The 18,009-nt window shown below is 60.3% G+C and carries 12 protein-coding genes; 11 read left to right on the top strand and 1 reads right to left on the bottom strand.

What is annotated here, in order from left to right; genetic code table 11:
- Entirely contained in the window at positions 1-3,243 is a 3,243-nt protein-coding gene (gene carB / locus G449_RS0110725) for a carbamoyl-phosphate synthase large subunit (RefSeq protein WP_022659313.1), read from the bottom strand.
- A gap of 276 nt (positions 3,244-3,519) precedes the next feature.
- Here carB and G449_RS0110720 point away from each other — a divergent pair, with 276 nt between their 5' ends.
- The 11 genes from G449_RS0110720 (at position 3,520) to rpoD (ending at position 17,999) form a co-directional block, all read left to right on the top strand.
- Positions 3,520-4,725 carry an argininosuccinate synthase gene (locus G449_RS0110720; RefSeq protein ID WP_022659312.1) on the top strand — a complete coding sequence of 402 codons (1,206 nt, stop codon included), beginning with the start codon at positions 3,520-3,522 and terminating at the stop codon, positions 4,723-4,725.
- 218 nt (positions 4,726-4,943) lie between these two features.
- On the top strand, positions 4,944-6,344 hold the full coding sequence (gene argH / locus G449_RS0110715; protein ID WP_027180919.1) for an argininosuccinate lyase: 1,401 nt from the start codon (positions 4,944-4,946) through the stop codon (positions 6,342-6,344).
- Between the two features lie 17 nt (positions 6,345-6,361).
- On the top strand, positions 6,362-7,234 hold the full coding sequence (locus tag G449_RS16865) for a hypothetical protein (protein WP_022659310.1): 873 nt from the start codon (positions 6,362-6,364) through the stop codon (positions 7,232-7,234).
- Between the two features lie 190 nt (positions 7,235-7,424).
- On the top strand, positions 7,425-9,464 hold the full coding sequence (gene fusA, locus G449_RS0110700) for an elongation factor G (protein ID WP_022659308.1): 2,040 nt from the start codon (positions 7,425-7,427) through the stop codon (positions 9,462-9,464).
- Between the two features lie 6 nt (positions 9,465-9,470).
- Positions 9,471-10,292, top strand: coding sequence for a 16S rRNA (adenine(1518)-N(6)/adenine(1519)-N(6))-dimethyltransferase RsmA (gene rsmA, locus G449_RS0110695; protein WP_022659307.1), 822 nt, complete (start codon positions 9,471-9,473; stop codon positions 10,290-10,292).
- Positions 10,293-10,403: 111 nt separating this feature from the next.
- Complete coding sequence (locus tag G449_RS0110690) at positions 10,404-10,676, top strand: HU family DNA-binding protein (RefSeq protein WP_022659306.1); 273 nt, start codon at positions 10,404-10,406, stop codon at positions 10,674-10,676.
- A 311-nt stretch (positions 10,677-10,987) separates the two neighbouring features.
- A complete protein-coding gene (gene rpsU, locus G449_RS0110685) occupies positions 10,988-11,191 on the top strand; it encodes a 30S ribosomal protein S21 (protein ID WP_027180918.1) in 204 nt (67 codons plus the stop codon).
- A 156-nt stretch (positions 11,192-11,347) separates the two neighbouring features.
- A complete protein-coding gene (locus tag G449_RS0110680) occupies positions 11,348-11,815 on the top strand; it encodes a GatB/YqeY domain-containing protein (RefSeq protein WP_027180917.1) in 468 nt (155 codons plus the stop codon).
- A 277-nt stretch (positions 11,816-12,092) separates the two neighbouring features.
- A complete protein-coding gene (locus tag G449_RS0110675) occupies positions 12,093-14,492 on the top strand; it encodes an endonuclease MutS2 (RefSeq protein ID WP_022659303.1) in 2,400 nt (799 codons plus the stop codon).
- A gap of 17 nt (positions 14,493-14,509) precedes the next feature.
- The gene (gene dnaG, locus G449_RS0110670) at positions 14,510-16,243 is read left to right on the top strand and encodes a DNA primase (RefSeq protein WP_022659302.1); all 1,734 of its coding nucleotides are present in this window, start codon (positions 14,510-14,512) and stop codon (positions 16,241-16,243) included.
- Positions 16,230-17,999 carry an RNA polymerase sigma factor RpoD gene (rpoD, locus tag G449_RS0110665; RefSeq protein ID WP_022659301.1) on the top strand — a complete coding sequence of 590 codons (1,770 nt, stop codon included), beginning with the start codon at positions 16,230-16,232 and terminating at the stop codon, positions 17,997-17,999. Before dnaG ends, rpoD begins: the two co-directional genes overlap by 14 nt.
- Positions 18,000-18,009: the final 10 nt, after the last annotated feature.

Here is an 18,009-nt window from a genome sequence, read left to right as displayed (position 1 = left end):
TTACCCCCGCGCTTCCCGCGCGTAGTATTCCTGCAAACTTTCCACATGGGTCTCTGCCCGCCGCGAACCGATGGCCGTGGCCGTGGCGCGCGCTGCGGCGATGGTGGTGCAGTAAGGAACCTTGTATGTCAGGGCCGCGTGGCGAATGGCCTTGGAATCCCTGGCCGTATGCTTGCCCGAAGCCGTGTTGATGACCAGAGCCACCTCATGATTGATGAGCAGATCCACAATGTTGGGCCGCCCTTCGTAAACCTTGAGCACTTCTTCCACTTCAAGCCCGTGCTCACGCAGCACGGCAGCCGTGCCGCGCGTTGCCAGCAGGTGGAAGCCAAGCTTGGCAAACATATCCGCCACTTCGGGCAGATAGGGTTTGTCGCGGTCGTTGACCGACAGGAAGAGCTTGCCCCCCTGCGGCAGTACCTGACCAGCGCCAAGCTGGCTCTTGAGGAAGGCCTCGCCGAAGTTGGAGCCCATGCCCATGACTTCGCCGGTGGAGTGCATTTCGGGTCCTAGAATCACGTCCACGCCGGGGAAGCGCTGGAAAGGCAGCACAGCTTCCTTGACGCAGGTGAACCCGCCCTTGCGCATGCTCCAGGGATCCAGTTCCTCAAGCGTTTTGCCCAGCATGACCTGGGTTGCCAGGTAAGGCAGGGGAACGCCCGTGGCCTTGGACACAAAGGGCGCGGTGCGCGAGGCGCGCGGGTTTACTTCCAGTATATAGATATCATCGCCCTTGATGGCAAACTGGATGTTCATCAGGCCCACGACCTTGAGTTCGCGGGCAAGGGCCTCGGCCTGCACCGCAATGCGGGCCACGTGGTCGTAAGAAAGCGAGTACGAGGGCAGCACGCAGGCCGAGTCGCCGGAGTGGATGCCAGCTTCCTCGATGTGTTCCATGATGCCCGCCACGTACACTTCCTTGCCGTCCGAAAGCGCGTCCACGTCCACTTCCACAGCATGCTCAAGGAACTTGTCGATGAGAATGGGGTGTTCCGGCTTTTGCGGCACCTGGACATGGAAGTAATCCTTCAGTTCGGCGGCGTCATACACCACGGCCATGGCGCGGCCGCCGAGCACGTAGCTTGGCCGCACAACCACGGGATAGGTGATGCGTTCGGCCACTTCAAGCGCGTCTTCAAGGCTCATGGCCGTGCCGTTCGGCGGCTGGAGCAGCTCAAGCTTTTCAATGAGCGCCTGGAAGCGTTCGCGGTCTTCGGCGCGGTCAATGGCGTCCGGGCTGGTGCCCAGAATGGGCACGCCAGCGCGCATGAGCGGCACGGCGAGGTTCAGCGGGGTCTGGCCGCCAAACTGCACAATAACGCCCTCGGGCTTTTCCTTTTCCACGATGTTCATCACGTCCTCGAAGGTCAGGGGCTCAAAATAGAGCCTGTCCGAGGTATCGTAGTCTGTGGAAACGGTTTCGGGGTTGGAGTTCGCCATAATGGCCATCACGCCCGCATCGCGCAGGGCGAAGGAAGCGTGGCAGCAGCAGTAGTCAAACTCGATGCCCTGACCGATGCGGTTGGGGCCGCCGCCAAGAATGAGCACCTTGCGGCGGTCTTCCACCTTGATTTCTTCGCCACGTTCGTAGGTGGAATAGAAATAGGGGGTGTAGGCCTCAAATTCCGCAGCGCAGGTGTCCACCAGATAATAGGTGGGCTCCACGTGCATTTCCTTGCGCATGCGGCGTATGTCGGCCTCTGGCGTCTTCCACATTTCCGCCAGCTGGCGGTCGGAGAAGCCGTATTCCTTGGCTTCGCGCAGCATGTCGGCAAGAGCGGCGTTGGCCGTGGTCATGTCGTTGGCGAGGCCAAAGTTGCTGATGCGCTTTTCCATCTCCACAATGTCGCGCACCTGGCGGATGAACCAGGGATCAATGGCGGAAACCGCAAAGATTTCTTCTTCGCTGATACCGGCCACAATGGCCTGCCGCAGCGAAAAAATGCGCTTGGAGTTGGGGCGGTGCAAGGATTCCAGAATGGTTTCGCGGTCGGGCAACTCGGAGCGGAAGCTGTAGCCAAGGCCCGTTGCGCCGATTTCCATGGAACGCAGGCCCTTCTGCAAGGCTTCCTTAAAGGTGCGCCCAATGCTCATGGCTTCGCCCACGCTCTTCATGGAGGTGGTGAGCTCGTCCTTGGCGCCGGGGAACTTTTCAAAAGTGAAGCGCGGGATTTTCACCACGCAGTAGTCGATGGCTGGCTCAAAGCTCGCCACGGTCTCGCGGGTGATGTCGTTGCGCAGTTCGTCAAGGGTGTAGCCCACGGCCAGCTTGGCGGCGATTTTGGCAATGGGGAAGCCCGTGGCCTTGGAGGCCAGCGCGGACGAGCGCGACACGCGCGGGTTCATTTCGATAACCACAATCTCGCCGTTGGCCGGATTGAGGCCGAACTGCACGTTACTGCCGCCCGTTTCCACGCCGATTTCGCGCATGATGGCAATGGAGGCATCGCGCAGGTTCTGGTATTCGGCGTCAGAGAGGGTCTGCACCGGGGCAACGGTGATGGAGTCGCCCGTGTGCACACCCATGGGATCAAAGTTTTCAATGGCGCAGATGATGACGCAGTTGTCCTTGGCGTCACGCATCACTTCCATTTCGATTTCTTTCCAGCCAAGCACGCTCTGCTCAATCATGACTTCAGAGGTGGGGCTCGCCGAAAGACCGCTGGATGCAATGGCTTCAAGATCTTCCATATTATAGGCCACGCCGCCGCCAGTGCCGCCAAGCGTAAAGGCCGGGCGGATGATCAGCGGGAAGGGCAGCACGTTGCCGAGCTGGCAGGCCTCTTCAATGGTGCGGGCAATGCCGCTGGCGGGCATTTTAAGGCCGATCTTTTCCATGGCTTCGCGGAAAAGCTCGCGGCTTTCAGCCTTTTCAATCACGTCGGCGCGCGCGCCGATGAGCTCAACGCCGCATTCCGCCAAAACGCCGCTCTTGGCAAGCCCAAGAGCGGCGTTCAAAGCCGTCTGACCGCCAAGCGTGGGCAAGAGCGCATCGGGGCGTTCTTTTCGGATGATTGCGGCAAGGGTCTCCTGCTCGATGGGTTCCACATAGGTGGCGTCAGCCATATGCGGATCGGTCATGATGGTAGCCGGATTGGAATTGACCAGCACCACCTCGTACCCTTCTTCCTTGAGGGCCTTCACGGCCTGGGAACCGGAGTAGTCAAACTCGCAGCCCTGGCCGATGATGATGGGGCCCGCGCCGATGACAAGAATTTTGTGTAAATCCGAACGCTTGGGCATTGAACTTTCCTGCGGATTTTGAGATCAGAGGTAATGACGCGGCACAGGCGCGCCGATTTGCATAAAACGATTGTTTTTATTCCACAGCTGGTATAAAAGTCAAGTTTTTCCTTCGGCCAAATGAATACACACCCTTGCAGTGCTGCAGCCGCGTGCCCGCCAAGCCTGAATTACAGGGTTTTACCCTGCCGTGCGACATGCCGGGGCACAAAGCCCTTGCCTCGCAGTTTTTTTTGCGCAATAATTTTTCCCTTGAATCCACAAGGGGAGCACCACATGCAGAATGTAAAAAAAGTCGTCCTCGCCTATTCGGGCGGGCTTGATACTTCCGTTATCCTTAAATGGCTCATTGAGACCTACAAATGTGAGGTCATTGCCGTTACCGCCGATCTGGGCCAGCCCGAAGACCTCACGGGCGTGGAAGAAAAAGCGCTCAAGACCGGCGCTTCCAAGGCCTACGTGCTTGATCTGCGCGAAGAAATGGCCAAAGACTTTGTATTCCCCATGATGCGCGGCGCTGCCCGCTACGAAAACCGCTATCTGCTGGGCACCTCCATCGCCCGCCCGCTCATCGCCAAGGCCCTTGTGGACATCGCCCGCAAGGAAGGCGCGGACGCCGTGGCCCACGGCGCTACCGGCAAGGGCAACGATCAGGTGCGTTTTGAATTTGCCGTCAGCGCCCTTGCGCCCGACCTCAAGGTCATCGCCCCCTGGCGCGAATGGGATCTCATGTCGCGCACGGCCCTCACGGCCTTTGCCGAAAAGCACGGCATCCATATCTCCAGCGAAGCCAAGCGCTACAGCATGGACGCCAACATGATGCATACGAGCTTTGAAGGCAGCGAGCTGGAAAATCCCGGTAGCGCGCCCGATTCCTCGTGCCATCAGCGCTGCGTGCCCGTGGAAGAAGCACCCGACACCCCCGAGATCATCAGCGTGGATTTCGAGCAGGGCAACCCTGTGGCCGTTAACGGTCAACGCCTCTCCCCCGCCGCCATCATCAAGACCCTCAGCGAAATGGCCGGACGTAACGGCATTGGCCGCGACGACATGGTCGAAAACCGCTTTGTGGGCATGAAGTGCCGCGGCGTGTACGAAAACCCCGCCGGTACCCTGCTGTTTGCCCTGCACCGCGACCTTGAAGGCATCTGCATGGACCGCGAACTGCTCGGCATCCGCGACATGCTGGCCGTGCGCTACTCCCAGTGCGTGTATAATGGCTTCTGGTATTCGCCCGAGCGCGAAACCATGCAGGCTTTTATGGACAAGTCGCAGGAGTGCGTCACCGGCACGGTGCGCGCCAAGCTCTACAAGGGCGGCGTGTGGCCCCTGGCCCGCACCTCCCTCAACTCGCTCTTCTCCGAAGATCTGGCCACCTTTGAAGGCGGCAACTACGATCACAAGGATGCCGCTGGCTTTATCCGCCTCAACAGCCTGCGCCTGCGCCTGCACGCCGCTGTGCAGAGCAAGCTCGGCAAGTAGACTGAAACGCCCCGCATGCAGCCTTGAAAATACGGCGGCATGCGGGGGTGTGGAATATCGGGCGCTTTCCCCGGAGCCTGCGCCATCCCGGGCTCGGCCATTGGCGGCATTGCCGCATGTTTTGCAGAGATTTGACGGGACAGGTTCCGGGGGAAACGGCGTTCGCCACGAGCAACGCGGCTTCCCCCGATTCATTTTTTACAGAAAACGGACAGACCATGAAGACCAACCAGAGCTGGGGCGGCCGCTTTGCCGAAGGCCCCAAGGAAGCCGTGGCCCAGTATACGGATTCGCAATCCTACGACAGGGCGCTCTACGCCCAGGATATCCGCGCGTCACAGGCGCATGCCCGCATGCTGGGCCGCCAGGGCGTCATCAGCCAGAACGAGGCGCGGATTCTGGTCAACGGTCTGGACCGTGTGCGCGAAGAAATCGAAGCTGGCAACTTTGTGTGGAAGCCCGAGCTGGAAGACGTGCACATGAATATTGAAGCACGCCTCACCGAGCTTGTGGGCGATGTGGGCAAAAAACTGCACACTGGCCGCAGCCGCAACGATCAGGTGGGCCTGACCTTCCGCCTCTTTGTGGCCGACCGCCTCGAAACCTGGCGTCAGCGCGCGGCCCTGCTGTGCTCCGTGCTGGCCGACAAGGCCGCGGAGCACAAGACGGACATCCTGCCCGGCTGCACCCATCTGCAACCGGCCCAGCCTGTAAGCCTTGCCCACCACCTGCTGGCCTATGCCTGGATGTTCCGCCGGGATGCCATGCGACTTGAAGACACCCTTGAGCGCGTGCGCATTTCGCCCTTGGGCGCTGCGGCCCTGGCCGGAACCACCTACCCCCTCGACCCGCAGAGTGTGGCGGACGAAGTGGGTTTTGCAGAAATTTACGGCAACTCCATGGACGCCGTTTCTGACCGCGATTTTGTGCTTGAAGCACTTTTTGACGGCTCAACCATCATGATGCACCTCTCGCGCCTGTGCGAAGAAATCATCCTATGGGCCAACCCCGCCTTTGGCTTTGTGCGCCTTTCTGACGGCTATTCCACAGGCTCGTCCATCATGCCGCAAAAGAAAAACCCTGACGTGGCTGAACTCATGCGCGGCAAGACCGGGCGCGTCTATGGTGCGCTGACGGGCCTGCTTACGGTCATGAAGGGTCTGCCCCTAGCCTACAACCGCGATATGCAGGAAGACAAGGAAGGCTTCCTTGATGCCGACCGCACCGTTGAAGCATCGCTACGCCTCATGGCGGGCATGCTGGAAGAACTGACCTTCCGCACCGACCGCATGCGCGAGGCCTGCAAGGCTGGCTTCCTCAACGCCACAGAACTGGCGGACTACCTCGTGGGCAAGGGTATTCCCTTCCGCGAGGCGCACCACATCACAGGTCAGGCCGTGGCTATGGCCGAAAAGGCTGGCAAAGGCCTTGAAGACCTCACTCTTGGCGAACTCCAGAGCCTCGAGTCGCGCATTGACGACTCGGTTTTTCCCATTCTGGAATATGCCGCAGCAGTAAGCCGCCGCGAAACCCCCGGTGGCACCGGCCCCCGCTCTGTGGAAACACAGCTTGAACAGATCCACCAGTGGCTCGGGCAGAATCTGGGCGAGGAAAACTGAGAACGGAGCCGAACGCCATGTCCATTTTTGATACCGAAAACCGGCAGGATATGGGGACGGAAGCCCCCTCCGCCGTGTGCTGGCCCCAGTGGGCCGAAGACGCGCGGCTGGACGACGACCTCGCCGCAGAGGCCTATGAGGCCACGCCTGCCGCCCTGCGCGCCGCAATCAAAACGGGGCTGGCTCTGGCCCACATGCACTTTGGCGAGTCCACCACCAGCCAGCGCAACGAGGTGCGCAACGCGCATCTGGGCTTCTGGCGGCGCTCCATCGCGCACCCCGCGCCCTGGGCGGTCATTGCCTTTACGCCCGCATACGCCGCTGCGGCCCGCCTTGCCGCAGCCTGCATGCCCGCCCTGCTTGGCGGCGTGCCCCTTGTGGGGGCCGTGTGCGTGGGCGGCGCACCCAGCAGGAATGCTCTGGTCACGCTGGAGCTGGCTGGTGTGGAAGACATCTTTGTTCTGGACAGCGCTGGCCTCTGCACCCTGCTGGAAGAAACCCAGCCAGGGCCGGGGCGGCTGGTGCTGCTGCACAGGGGAGAGCTGGACGGCGTGGGCGCGGCGGCGCGGGCGCTGGAACTGCCCTGTTACGAGGAGCGGCGCTCTCCCATCCTGTGCCTGCCCAAGCCCGAAGCCTTTGACCTTGAGGCGATGGCCTTTGCGCAGGCCGAGGCTCTGGAAACAGCGCTCGATACCTCCTTGCGCCTCACCCCTGACGCCACCTACCTTGCGCCCGTGGCCGCCCTTGGGCATTGCCGCGAGCGCCGCACCGGGCCATTCCCCTACAGTGGCGCGCCCGCGCTCACGCCGGGCTGCGAGGGCTTCTGGCTGCACCCCGGCCTCACGCCCGACTTCTTCCGCGTGCAACGGCAGGCATTCGGGCTGCTGTAATCCGTCGCAAATTCGCGCCACGCACCGCGCCAGGTCATCGGGCGTTCTCAATTGAATCTTCGCCAAGGCTTCTTTGCAGGCTGGCTGCCCTGCTTCCCCGCACAGCATGGGGAAGCTGCGGCGGCCAGCCTTGCCCTGCGCCTGAAAAAGCCGTAATCATTCAGAAACACCTCGCCTTGGGAGCAAAACCATGCCCAGCATCAAGCATATCCGCAACATAGGCATTATTGCCCATATCGACGCGGGCAAGACCACGCTTTCCGAGCGCATGCTGTTCTACAGCCGCAAAATTCACCGTATGGGCGAGGTGCACAACGGCTCGGCCACCATGGACTACATGCCGGAGGAGCAGGAGCGCGGCATCACCATCATGTCGGCCTGCACCACCTGCCAGTGGGGCGAAAATACCATCAACCTCATCGACACGCCCGGCCATGTGGACTTTACCATTGAAGTGGAACGCGCCCTGCGCGTGCTGGACGGGGCCGTGGGCGTGTTTTGCGCCGTGGGCGGGGTTGAACCGCAGTCGGAAACCGTGTGGCGGCAGTCGGAAGATTTCAACGTTCCCAAGATCGCCTTTATCAATAAGATAGACCGCCTGGGCGCGGATTTTGAAGCAGTGCTCGAGGCCATGCGCCAGCGCCTGCAAACCAATGCCGTTGCCGTGACCATCCCCCTTGGACAGGGCGAAGATTTCCGCGCAGTGCTTGATCTTGTGAACGAGCAAAGCCTGACCTTTGACCCGGCGGATCAGGGCCAGACCGTACACCACGCGCCCTTTACGGAAGAAGAAGCCGCCATCGCCGCCCCCTGGCGCGAAATTCTGCTGGAAAAGCTTGGCGAGGCGGATGACGCCTTTGTGGAACCCTATCTGGAAGGCACCTTCACCCTGGCCGACATCAACGCGGCCCTGCGGCGCGCCACGCTGGCCCGCACGCTCACGCCCGTTTTCTGCGGCTCGGCCCTGCGCAACATGGGTGTGCAACCCGTGCTTGATGCCGTGTGCGCCCTGCTGCCCTCGCCTGCTGATGTTCCGGCCCCGGTGGGGCACGATGCCGATGGTCGGGAAATCATTGTGGAGGCAACGCCAGATGCCCCCGCTGCGGCGCTGGTTTTTAAAGTGCTCATGGAAAACGGCCGCAAGCTGGCCTTTGTACGCATGTACGCGGGCCGCATCCACGAGGGTGAAAGCCTGCGCAATACCGCCAGCGGCAAGGATGACCGCCTGGGCCGCATCTACCGTCCGCATGCCGACAGGCGGGAGCAGGTGGAATGCGCCGAGGCGGGCGAAATCGTGGTCGTGGTGGGCCTGCGCGGGCATACGGGCGAAACCTATACCGCCCGCGAACGGCAGCTTGCACTGGAAAGCATTGATGCGTACGCGCCCGTCATCACCCTTGCGCTGGAGCCCCGCAATGCGGACGAAGGCAAGATTCTGGACGAAGCGCTCGCGCGCTATACGGAAGAAGACCCCACCCTGCTGACGCGGCTGGACGACGACACAGGCTCTCGCATGGTTTCCGGCATGGGCGAGCTGCATCTGGACGTTCTGCTGGAGCGCATGCAGCGCGAATACGGCATCAGCCCCCGCGCGGGCAATCCGCAGGTTGTGCTGCGCGAAACCGTGCGCAAGGAGGCCGAGGTGGCCTCTGTCTTTGACCGCGAAATGGGCAAGGAGCGCCATCATGGCTCTGCGGCCCTGCGTGTTGCGCCACGCGCCCGGGGCACGGGCAATGTGGTTGAAGTGGGCGACTTTTTGCCGCAGGATGCCGCCGAAGCCCGCAAAATTCTGCCCAGGGTCTATCTGGACGCCGCCCTTGAAGGCGTGCGCGATGCACTGCAATGCGGCGATCTGACAGGCTACCCCATTGAAGATGTGGCCGTGACCCTCACTGCGGTGGACAGGCAGGAAGGCCTGACAACTGTTCCCGGTAGCCGCATGGCCGCCGGGCAAGCCCTGCGCGAGGCACTGGCGGCGGCAACTCCCGTGGTTCTGGAGCCTGTGATGCGCGTGGAAATTACCGTGCCGGAAGACTTCCTTGGTGCGTCCATTACCATGTTCACCACCTGTGGCGGCAAGGTTGAGGATATGGAAGACCACGGCGGACGCAAAACCCTGCGCGGCACAGCCCCCCTGCGCCGCCTGTTCGGCTTTTCCACCTCCCTGCGCTCGGCCACACAGGGCCGCGCCGGGCTGGTAATGACCTTTGACCGCTTTGATCTGCCCTGAGGAACCATGCAGCACCAAGAATCCACACACGGCCAGCCCCGCGCAAAAAAAAGCCTCGGCCAGCACTTTTTGAAGCGCGAGGACATCTGCCGCCGCATTGCCATGCTGCTGCTGCCCAAGCCCGAAGACATGGTGCTTGAGATCGGCCCCGGCCCCGGCGCGCTCACCCGCGCCATTGAGGAGCAGCCTCACGCCCGCCTGCTGCTGCTTGAAAAAGATCGCCATTGGGCGGCTGAGCGCCAGCGTCTTGGCGAGGCCCGCACCCAGGCGGTGCTGACCGATGCCCTGCGCTTTGACTGGCGGCGCATCACGCCCGAAAAACCTTGGAAAATCATAGGCAACCTGCCCTACAACGTGGCCTCGCCCCTCATATGGGACATTGTTTCGCGCGCAACGGGCTGGCAGCGCGCTGCCTTTATGGTGCAAAAAGAGGTGGGACAGAGGCTGGCTGCCCAGCCCAACACCAATCACTATGGCGCGCTTTCGGTCTGGGTGCAAAGCTACGCCCGCCCGCGCATGGAATTTATTGTGGGGCCGGGGGCTTTCAGCCCGCCGCCCAAGGTGGATTCTGCCGTGCTTTCTTTTGATCCGCTCCCGTCGGAACGCAGACCAGCCCACCCCGAGATTCTGGCGAGGCTCTTGCGCGTGTGTTTTCAGCAGCGCCGCAAACAGCTTGGCGGCGTTTTCAGACGTAGCGGTCAGCCGGGGCTTGAGGCCGCGCTGGAAAAGACAGGCATCGACCCAAGCCTGCGGCCTGAAGCCCTTGCCAACAAAGATTTTCAGGCTCTAGCCGCTTTTTGGGCCGATCAGCTTGACAATAATGCATAAAAAGTTTTGAGTTTACGCACTGTCTTTTAAAACGTAACGCTTGGCGGCATTTGCCGCCTGAGCTTGCTGGCAGAACAACTCAAGCCGGGGAATTTTCAGGAGGATGTGCTGATGACTAAAGCTGATCTGGTTGAAAAAATCGCCGCCAAGGCAAACCTGACCAAGGCTGCCGCCGAGCGTGCCCTCAATGCTTTTCTTGCTTCTGTGGAAGACGCTCTTGTAAAAGAGTCCAAACTGACCCTCACGGGTTTTGGCACCTTTGCGGTAGAAACCCGCAAAGCTCGCCAGGGGCGCAACCCGCGCACCGGCGATACGCTGACCATTCCCGCCTGCAAAATTCTCAAATTCCGTCCCGGCAAAATGCTTAAGGACTCCCTGAATTAAGCTTGAGCCGTTATGCTCTGGCATAGCGGCTTTTTGATTTACGCCAGCAGCCGCAAGGCTGTTGTCGACTGCTTTTGCCCAGCGGCAAGGCAAAGAACACCTCGTCAGCGGTGCACCCGATGCACCCTGAAGAGACTCCTCTGCATTGCCGCTGGGAATCAAAAGTTTGAAAAGCTGCCACCTTTTGCGGAAAATATTCATTTTCCCGCACTTGAGGCTTGCCTTTTTCTAAAGTGCGGGCTAAAAGAGTAGTTCATATTTTGCGGGCCACGGTCTAGAGCTGTGCCCCACCGCCGAAGGGGGTGATTTTCTTGCCCGGAGTTTTTCTTAACGACGACGACTATAACTTCGACATCGCACTGCGCCGCTTTAAGAAGCAGGTAGAAAAGGCGGGCGTTCTTTCTGAAATGAAGAAACGCCAGCACTACGAAAAGCCCAGCGTTATGCGTAAAAAGAAGAAGGCCGCCGCCCGGAAGCGGCTGTTGAAAAAAATCAGGAAGATGAACATGGCCTAGGCAGCAATGCCTTGCGCCGCTTTGCAGGGCATTGCCCGGCAAACGGCAGGCCGGGCGATGCAAAGCCATCGCTCCGTTCATTCGGCCAGTTATGCGGGAGGCCCCTCGGGCTTCCCGCGTTTTCTGCTTTTCTCCACCCTCCACCCCACCACCGCCATGACTGTCACCACCACGCTTTTTGAGCAGATCGACGTTGACTATATCAAAGCCTACAAAGCCAAGGACAGTGTGCGCCTTACCGTGCTGCGCCTTCTCAAGACGGCGGTGAAGAATCGCCTGGTGGAACTCAAGCGCCCCGGCGGCAGCCTTGCCGACGAAGAAATGCTTGATATCATCATCAAGGAAGGCAAGCAGCGGCAGGATTCCATCGACCAGTTCACGGCAGCAAACCGCACTGACCTGGCCGACAAGGAAGCGGCGGAGCTTGTCATTCTCAAGGAATACCTGCCCAAACCCCTCTCGGCAGAAGAACTAGCAGCCCTTATTGACGCCACCGTGGCCGAAGTGGGCGCAACTTCCCCCAAGGAGATGGGCAAGGTCATTTCTGCCATCATGGCGGGCCACAAAGGCCGTGTAGACGGCAAGGCTCTTTCGGAAGCTGTCAAAAAACGCCTCCAGCCGTAGCTTCAGGCGCATTTCCACCTGGGGAAAACCCCCGTTTCAGTGTCCCGTTTTGAGTTGGCATGCAATCTTGCGGGAGTCGCCACGTTTTGGAGCAAAAAGCCTTGAGCAGCTCACTTTCGCCCCTTGGGCGACAGCCCGAAAGCGCTACAGCTGCGCTTGCCGGGTAGCTTTACTGCTGCGCAAGGGCATGCTGCCCGACGGCTCACGATGTTTTTTCCGCACCACGGGCAAGCGCCGTTTTTTGCGCGCAAACCCAATGCTTTAAGGCAGTTCACGCATGATTCACGCCCGCACGCTCAACGCCCTTGAATTTCACCGCATTACAGACCACCTTTCGGAATTGTGCCTTTCCGGCGTTGGCCGGGAATGCGCCAGGGCCATTGCCCCCCTTGACGATGCAGAGGCTGTAACGCTTGCCGCGCGCATCTATGAGGAAGCCGCCGACTGGGCCAGCCGCCCTGCCGCAGGCGGCGCTGTTTTCTGCGTCTGTTCCTTCCCCGATGTCAGCGGCATGCTGCGCGCTGCGGCCACCAGCCGCTCCCAAACTTTTCAGCCCGATGTGGACGCCTTCTGGGCACTGCGCGAGGTGCTGCGCCTTGCCAGAGACGCCCACGCATCCATTGCCCAGCCCGAAGCCGCCACCCGCTGGCCGCACCTGATGGCCATGGCCGATGGCTCTCCCCTGCCGGTTCAGCTCACTGCGGCCCTTTTGCGCTGCATTTCTGACGATGGCCTGCTGCGCGATGAAAGCTCGCCGGAGCTGTACCGCCTGCGCGGCGAACTGCGCCGCCTGCACCAGAGCTGCATGCGCAAGGTCAAGGATTTTGCCCAGCAGTACAACATGCTGGCCTATCTGCAAGACGAGTTCATGACCCTCTCGTCCGACCGTTACGTGCTGCCCCTCAAGGCCAACTTCAAGGGCCGCATGCAGGGCATCATCCACGACTGGTCGCAAACGGGCGAGACCTGCTACTTTGAACCCATGTTTCTGGTGGAGATCAACAACCGCCTTCAGGAACTGAAGCGCGAAGAACGCGAAGAAGAACGCAAGGTTCTGGTCTATCTGCGCAGCCTGCTTGAAGCGGAACTGCCCGGCGCGCGCGCAGCCCTTGAACTGCTGGCACAACTTGATGTTTTGCAGGCCAAGCGCAGGCTTGCCGCCCTTTTTGACGGCCGCCCACTGCCCCTCACCCCCGTGGCGGAGGGCATTCAGCTTCTTGATGCCCGCCACCCCCTGCTCATGCTCAACCGCGTGGCAGAATCCGGCAAGGATGGCTCCAAGGCCGCCGCCGCTGCCCACAGCAAGGTGCGGCCTCTGGATATCGTGCTGCGCCCCGGCGAGCGCGCTCTGGTCATCACCGGCGGCAATGCGGGCGGCAAAACCGTATGCCTCAAGACGCTTGGCCTCATTGCGGCCATGACCCTGAGCGGCCTGCCCGTGCCAGTGGGCGCGGGTTCGCACCTGCTCTGGTTCAGCAGGCTGGATGCCTTTATCGGTGACGAGCAGAGCCTTGCGGACAACGTGTCTACCTTCACAGCCCAGATCGAGCACCTTGCCAAGGCATGGAAGCACCTTGACGCCAGCAGCCTTGTGCTGCTTGACGAATTTGGCGCAGGCACAGACCCGGCCCAGGGCGCTGCCCTTGCTCAGGCCGTACTTGACGAATTGCTGGACAAACATACCTTTGTTCTGTCGGCAACGCATTTTCCCGCGCTCAAAAGCTATGCCCTCACGCGCGAAGGCGCTCGCGCGGCCTCCATGCTCTTTGATCCCCAAAGCAAAAAGCCTTTGTTCCGGCTTGCTTACGATCAGGTCGGGGCCAGTCAGGCACTGGATGTGGCGCGCGAGCACGGCCTTGCCGAAAGCATTGTGCGCAGGGCGGAGCATTACCTTTTGCAGGACGGGCAGGACGCCACGGCCCTGCTTGGCAGGCTCAATGACCTGGCCGCAAAGCGGGAGGAAGAACTGGCGGAACTAAAGCGCGAGCAGGATAAAACCCGCCGCCAGACGCAGGATCTGCGCGAAAAGCTTGAGAAGGAACGCCTCCGCCTGCATGACGAGGTTCGCGCCCAGGCTGGCGACCTCATGCGCGCCTGGAAGGAAGGCCGCGCCACCCACAAGCAGGCGCTCAAGGAAATGTCGCGCCTGCGGGCCTCGCTGGCTCCCGCGCAGGATGAAACTGCGGAAGGCGCATCCGTGCTGCCCCAGCCCCAGAGCTTTGCAACCGGGCAGGAGGTGCTGCACACCGTATTCAACAAGCGCGGCGTCATCACAGATGTGGACGAACGGCGCGGGCGTGTGCGGCTGGAAATGAACGGCGTGAACCTCTGGGCAGAAATGAAGGCCCTGCGCGTGCCGGGCCAGGCAGCGCCAAGCCCCTCCAAAGGCGCCCTCAGGGGCGTTGTGGGACGCACATCCGCCAGTGACGAGGCCGCATCCCTGCGCCTTGACATGCGCGGCATGCGAGCGGATGTGGCGCTGGCCGAGCTGGAGCGCTTTATGGACAAGGCCTTGCTGGCAGGATTTTCTGAGGTGGAAGTGGTACACGGCAGGGGAACGGGCGCGCTGCGCCGTCAGGTGCATGATTTTTTGCGGAGTTTCCCGGCTGTGGGGCAGTTTGTCCTTGCACCGGAAGACCGGGGCGGCGACGGCATGACCATAGTAACCTTTCGCTAATTACGGGCGTGTGACCCATGCAGTCCAAGGACGCAATCCGCGCCATTAAAGAGCGCCTGAATATCGTTGACGTGGTGCGCCGCTATGTTGAGCTGAAGCGCAACGGGCCGCGCTGGGTGGCACCCTGCCCATTCCATCAGGAAACCAAGCCGTCCTTTTCCGTCAACGAAGATCAGGGGCTTTTTTACTGTTTCGGCTGCCACGCCTCGGGCGATATTTTTGATTTTTACAGCCGCATCAACGGGCTGGAGTTTAAGGAAACACTTGAACAGCTGGCGGCGGAAGCTGGCATTACCATTGACCGCGGCCCACGCGATCCCCAGCGGGATGGGCAGGAACGCAAGCAGCGCTCGGCGCGGCAGCAGATGCTGCGCATGTACGAGCTTGCGGCAGGCCATTTTGCCTCGGCCCTGCAAAGCCCCGAGGCAGAAGAGTGCAGGCGGTATATAGAAAAACGCGATTTGAGCGATGAGATAGTGCAGCGCTTTGGCCTTGGCTGGGCCAGACGCGAATGGCAGTCGCTGGCTGATGCCCTGCGCCGTGCGGGCTTTGATATGCGCATGGCCGCAGAGGCTGGCCTTGTAGGACAGGCGAGCAGCGGGCGACCCTACGACAGGTTTCGCGGGCGGCTTATATTCCCTATCAAGAGCCTTTCCAACCAGATAATCGCCTTTGGCGGGCGCATTATCGCCGATGAGGAAGAAGCCAAGTACATCAACAGCGCCGACACGCCCCTCTACAAGAAGGGCGAGCACCTTTACGGGCTGGCGCAGGCGCGGCGCGGCATTGTGACCAAGGGCCGCGCCATGTTGACAGAAGGCTACATGGACGTGCTCACCCTGCACCAGTTCGGCTACGACAATGCCGTTGGCGTGCTGGGTACGGCCCTGACGCCTGAACAGATAAAACGCCTTTCGGGCTTTGCATCGCAAATGACCCTGCTGTTTGACGGCGACCGCGCCGGACGCAAGGCAGCCTTGCGCTCGTGCGAAATGCTGCTCACGCGCGGCCTTTCGTGCAGCGTGGTGATCATGCCCGAAGGTGAAGACATAGACAGTTTGCTGCGCGGCGCTGGCCCCGAGGCTTTTGAGGCATTGCAGGCACAGGCCCCGGACGGTCTGCGCTTTTGCGTAGACGTGCTCAAGGCCCTGGCCCCGCGCGAAACAGTGGAATGGGCACGCAATTTTTTGCGCCAGCTGGATATTCCAGAGCTGATCAGCCCTTACATTTCGCGGCTGGCGGCACATTTGCAGCTTTCGGAAGCCGACCTGCGCGAGGGCATTGCCGGGGCGCGGGGGCAACGCAAAGACAGCCAGCGACAGGGGGTCTCCGCCTCGCGGACGCGCCAGAACATACGCGACAGACAAATAATGATGTTTGCCGTGCGGTATCCCCACCGTCTGCGCGATATGCAGGAAATAGGGGCAGACCTTGCCTTGAGGTCTGAAATCGCCAGGAGGCTCTGGGACAAGATAGAAACCCACGGCCCCGAGGATGTTTTTCATCACTTAGACGAACGAGAAAAAAGCTTCTGGTGTGAGTGTCGCGGGCCAACTGCCGCACCGTGCGACAATGGCGAAAAAGAATTGGAATTTTTGCGACAGTCGTTAGATCAATACTATGCCTCAGCTCAGGCCTCCTCCCTGTCCGCTGCCATGCGGGCCAATACAGGCATAGGTGACTTTGAAGCTGATTTGGATTATCTTCGCGCACTTAAGGAAACCTTGGAGAAAGGGCATGAGCAATCTTAAAGATATCCAGCAGATACAGTCCCTTATTGCCAAAGGCAAGGGCGCGGGCTTTCTGACCTTTGAAGAGGTCAACAAGGCTCTGCCTGTTGAAATGAGCACGCCGGAGCAATTTGAGGAAATCATCGGCATCTTTGAACAGCTCGAAATTGTCATTGTGGATTCGGAAAAGGACGGAAAAAAGATTTCCGCCGCCGCCACCGAGACTGACGAAGATATTACCGAAGGATCGCTGGATCTGACTGAAGACGAGGACACAGCGGACTATTCCTCGCGCAGCACCGATCCTGTGCGCATGTACCTGCGCGAAATGGGCGCCGTGCCCCTGCTCGACCGCGATGGCGAAGTTGTTATCGCCAAAAAGATCGAAATGGGCGAACAGGACGTGCTTTACGCTCTGGTTGAAGTACCTGTGGCCGTTGAAGAACTCATCAATGTGGGCGAAGACCTGCGCCAGAACCGCGTCAAACTGAAGGACGTGGTCAAAACCATTGAAGAAGACGACCCCAGCGAAGACGAAATGAACCAGCGCACCCGCGTTATTCTGCTGCTGGACGAAATCAAGCAGACCTTCAAGAAGAAACGCAAAATTTACAAAAAGCTGGACGCCTGCGCCTGCATGGATCGCCGCGTTACCGCAGTGCAGAAAGAAATCATCAGCTTCAAGGATGAAATCGTCACCCGCCTGCGCGACATCAAGCTGGAAAAAACGCTCATCGACCGCATCATTGAAACGGTCGAGGACTATGTGCGCCAGATGCACAACTGCCAGCGCGACCTGTCGGCCTACATCCTTTCCACCGGGCGCACCCAGGCGGAAATTCAGGCCATGTTTGACGGCCTTGAAAAGCGCGAGGTCAACCCCAACGATGCGGCCCGCGACCTCAAGCTGAGCGTGGACGAGCTGTTTTCGTTCAAGGAAATGATCATCGGCAAGATCGAAATTCTCAGCCGCCTCCAGGAAAAGTGCTGCCATAACGTCACTGATCTTGAAGAAGTGCTGTGGCGCATCAAGCGCGGCAACACCGCCGCCATGCGCGCCAAGCAGGAGCTGATCCGCTCCAACCTGCGCCTGGTTGTTTCCATTGCCAAAAAGTACACCAACCGCGGCCTCCAGTTTCTTGACCTTATTCAGGAAGGCAACATCGGCCTGATGAAGGCCGTGGACAAGTTTGAATATCAGCGCGGTTACAAGTTTTCGACCTATGCCACGTGGTGGATCCGTCAGGCCATTACCCGCGCCATTGCAGATCAGGCCCGCACCATCCGCATTCCCGTGCACATGATCGAAACCATCAACAAGCTTATCCGCACCTCACGTTACCTTGTGCAGGAGCTGGGGCGCGACCCCACGCCCGAGGAAATCGCCGAGCGTATGGAATACCCGGTGGAAAAGGTCAAAAAAGTGCTCAAGATCGCCAAGGAGCCCATCTCGCTTGAGACGCCCATTGGCGACGAAGAAGATTCGAGCCTCGGCGACTTTATTGAAGACAAAAAGGCCGTTGCACCGGCTGAAGAAGTCATCAATACCAAGCTGTCCGAGCAGCTTGCCGCCGTGCTGGCCGACCTTACCCCGCGCGAAGAACAGGTGCTGCGCAAACGCTTTGGCATTGCAGAAAAGAGCGACCACACCCTTGAAGAAGTGGGCAAGCTCTTCAACGTCACGCGCGAACGCATCCGGCAGATCGAGGCCAAGGCCCTGCGCAAGCTCCGCCACCCCGTTCGCAGCCAGCCCCTGCGCTCCTACTACGAAAACTGATTCATTGTGC

Origin of the sequence: Desulfovibrio desulfuricans DSM 642 (assembly GCF_000420465.1) — a bacterium.
Lineage (GTDB): Bacteria > Desulfobacterota > Desulfovibrionia > Desulfovibrionales > Desulfovibrionaceae > Desulfovibrio > Desulfovibrio desulfuricans.
Note: the sequence above shows the minus strand (reverse complement) of the source record. Positions and strands in the feature narration are given on the sequence as shown.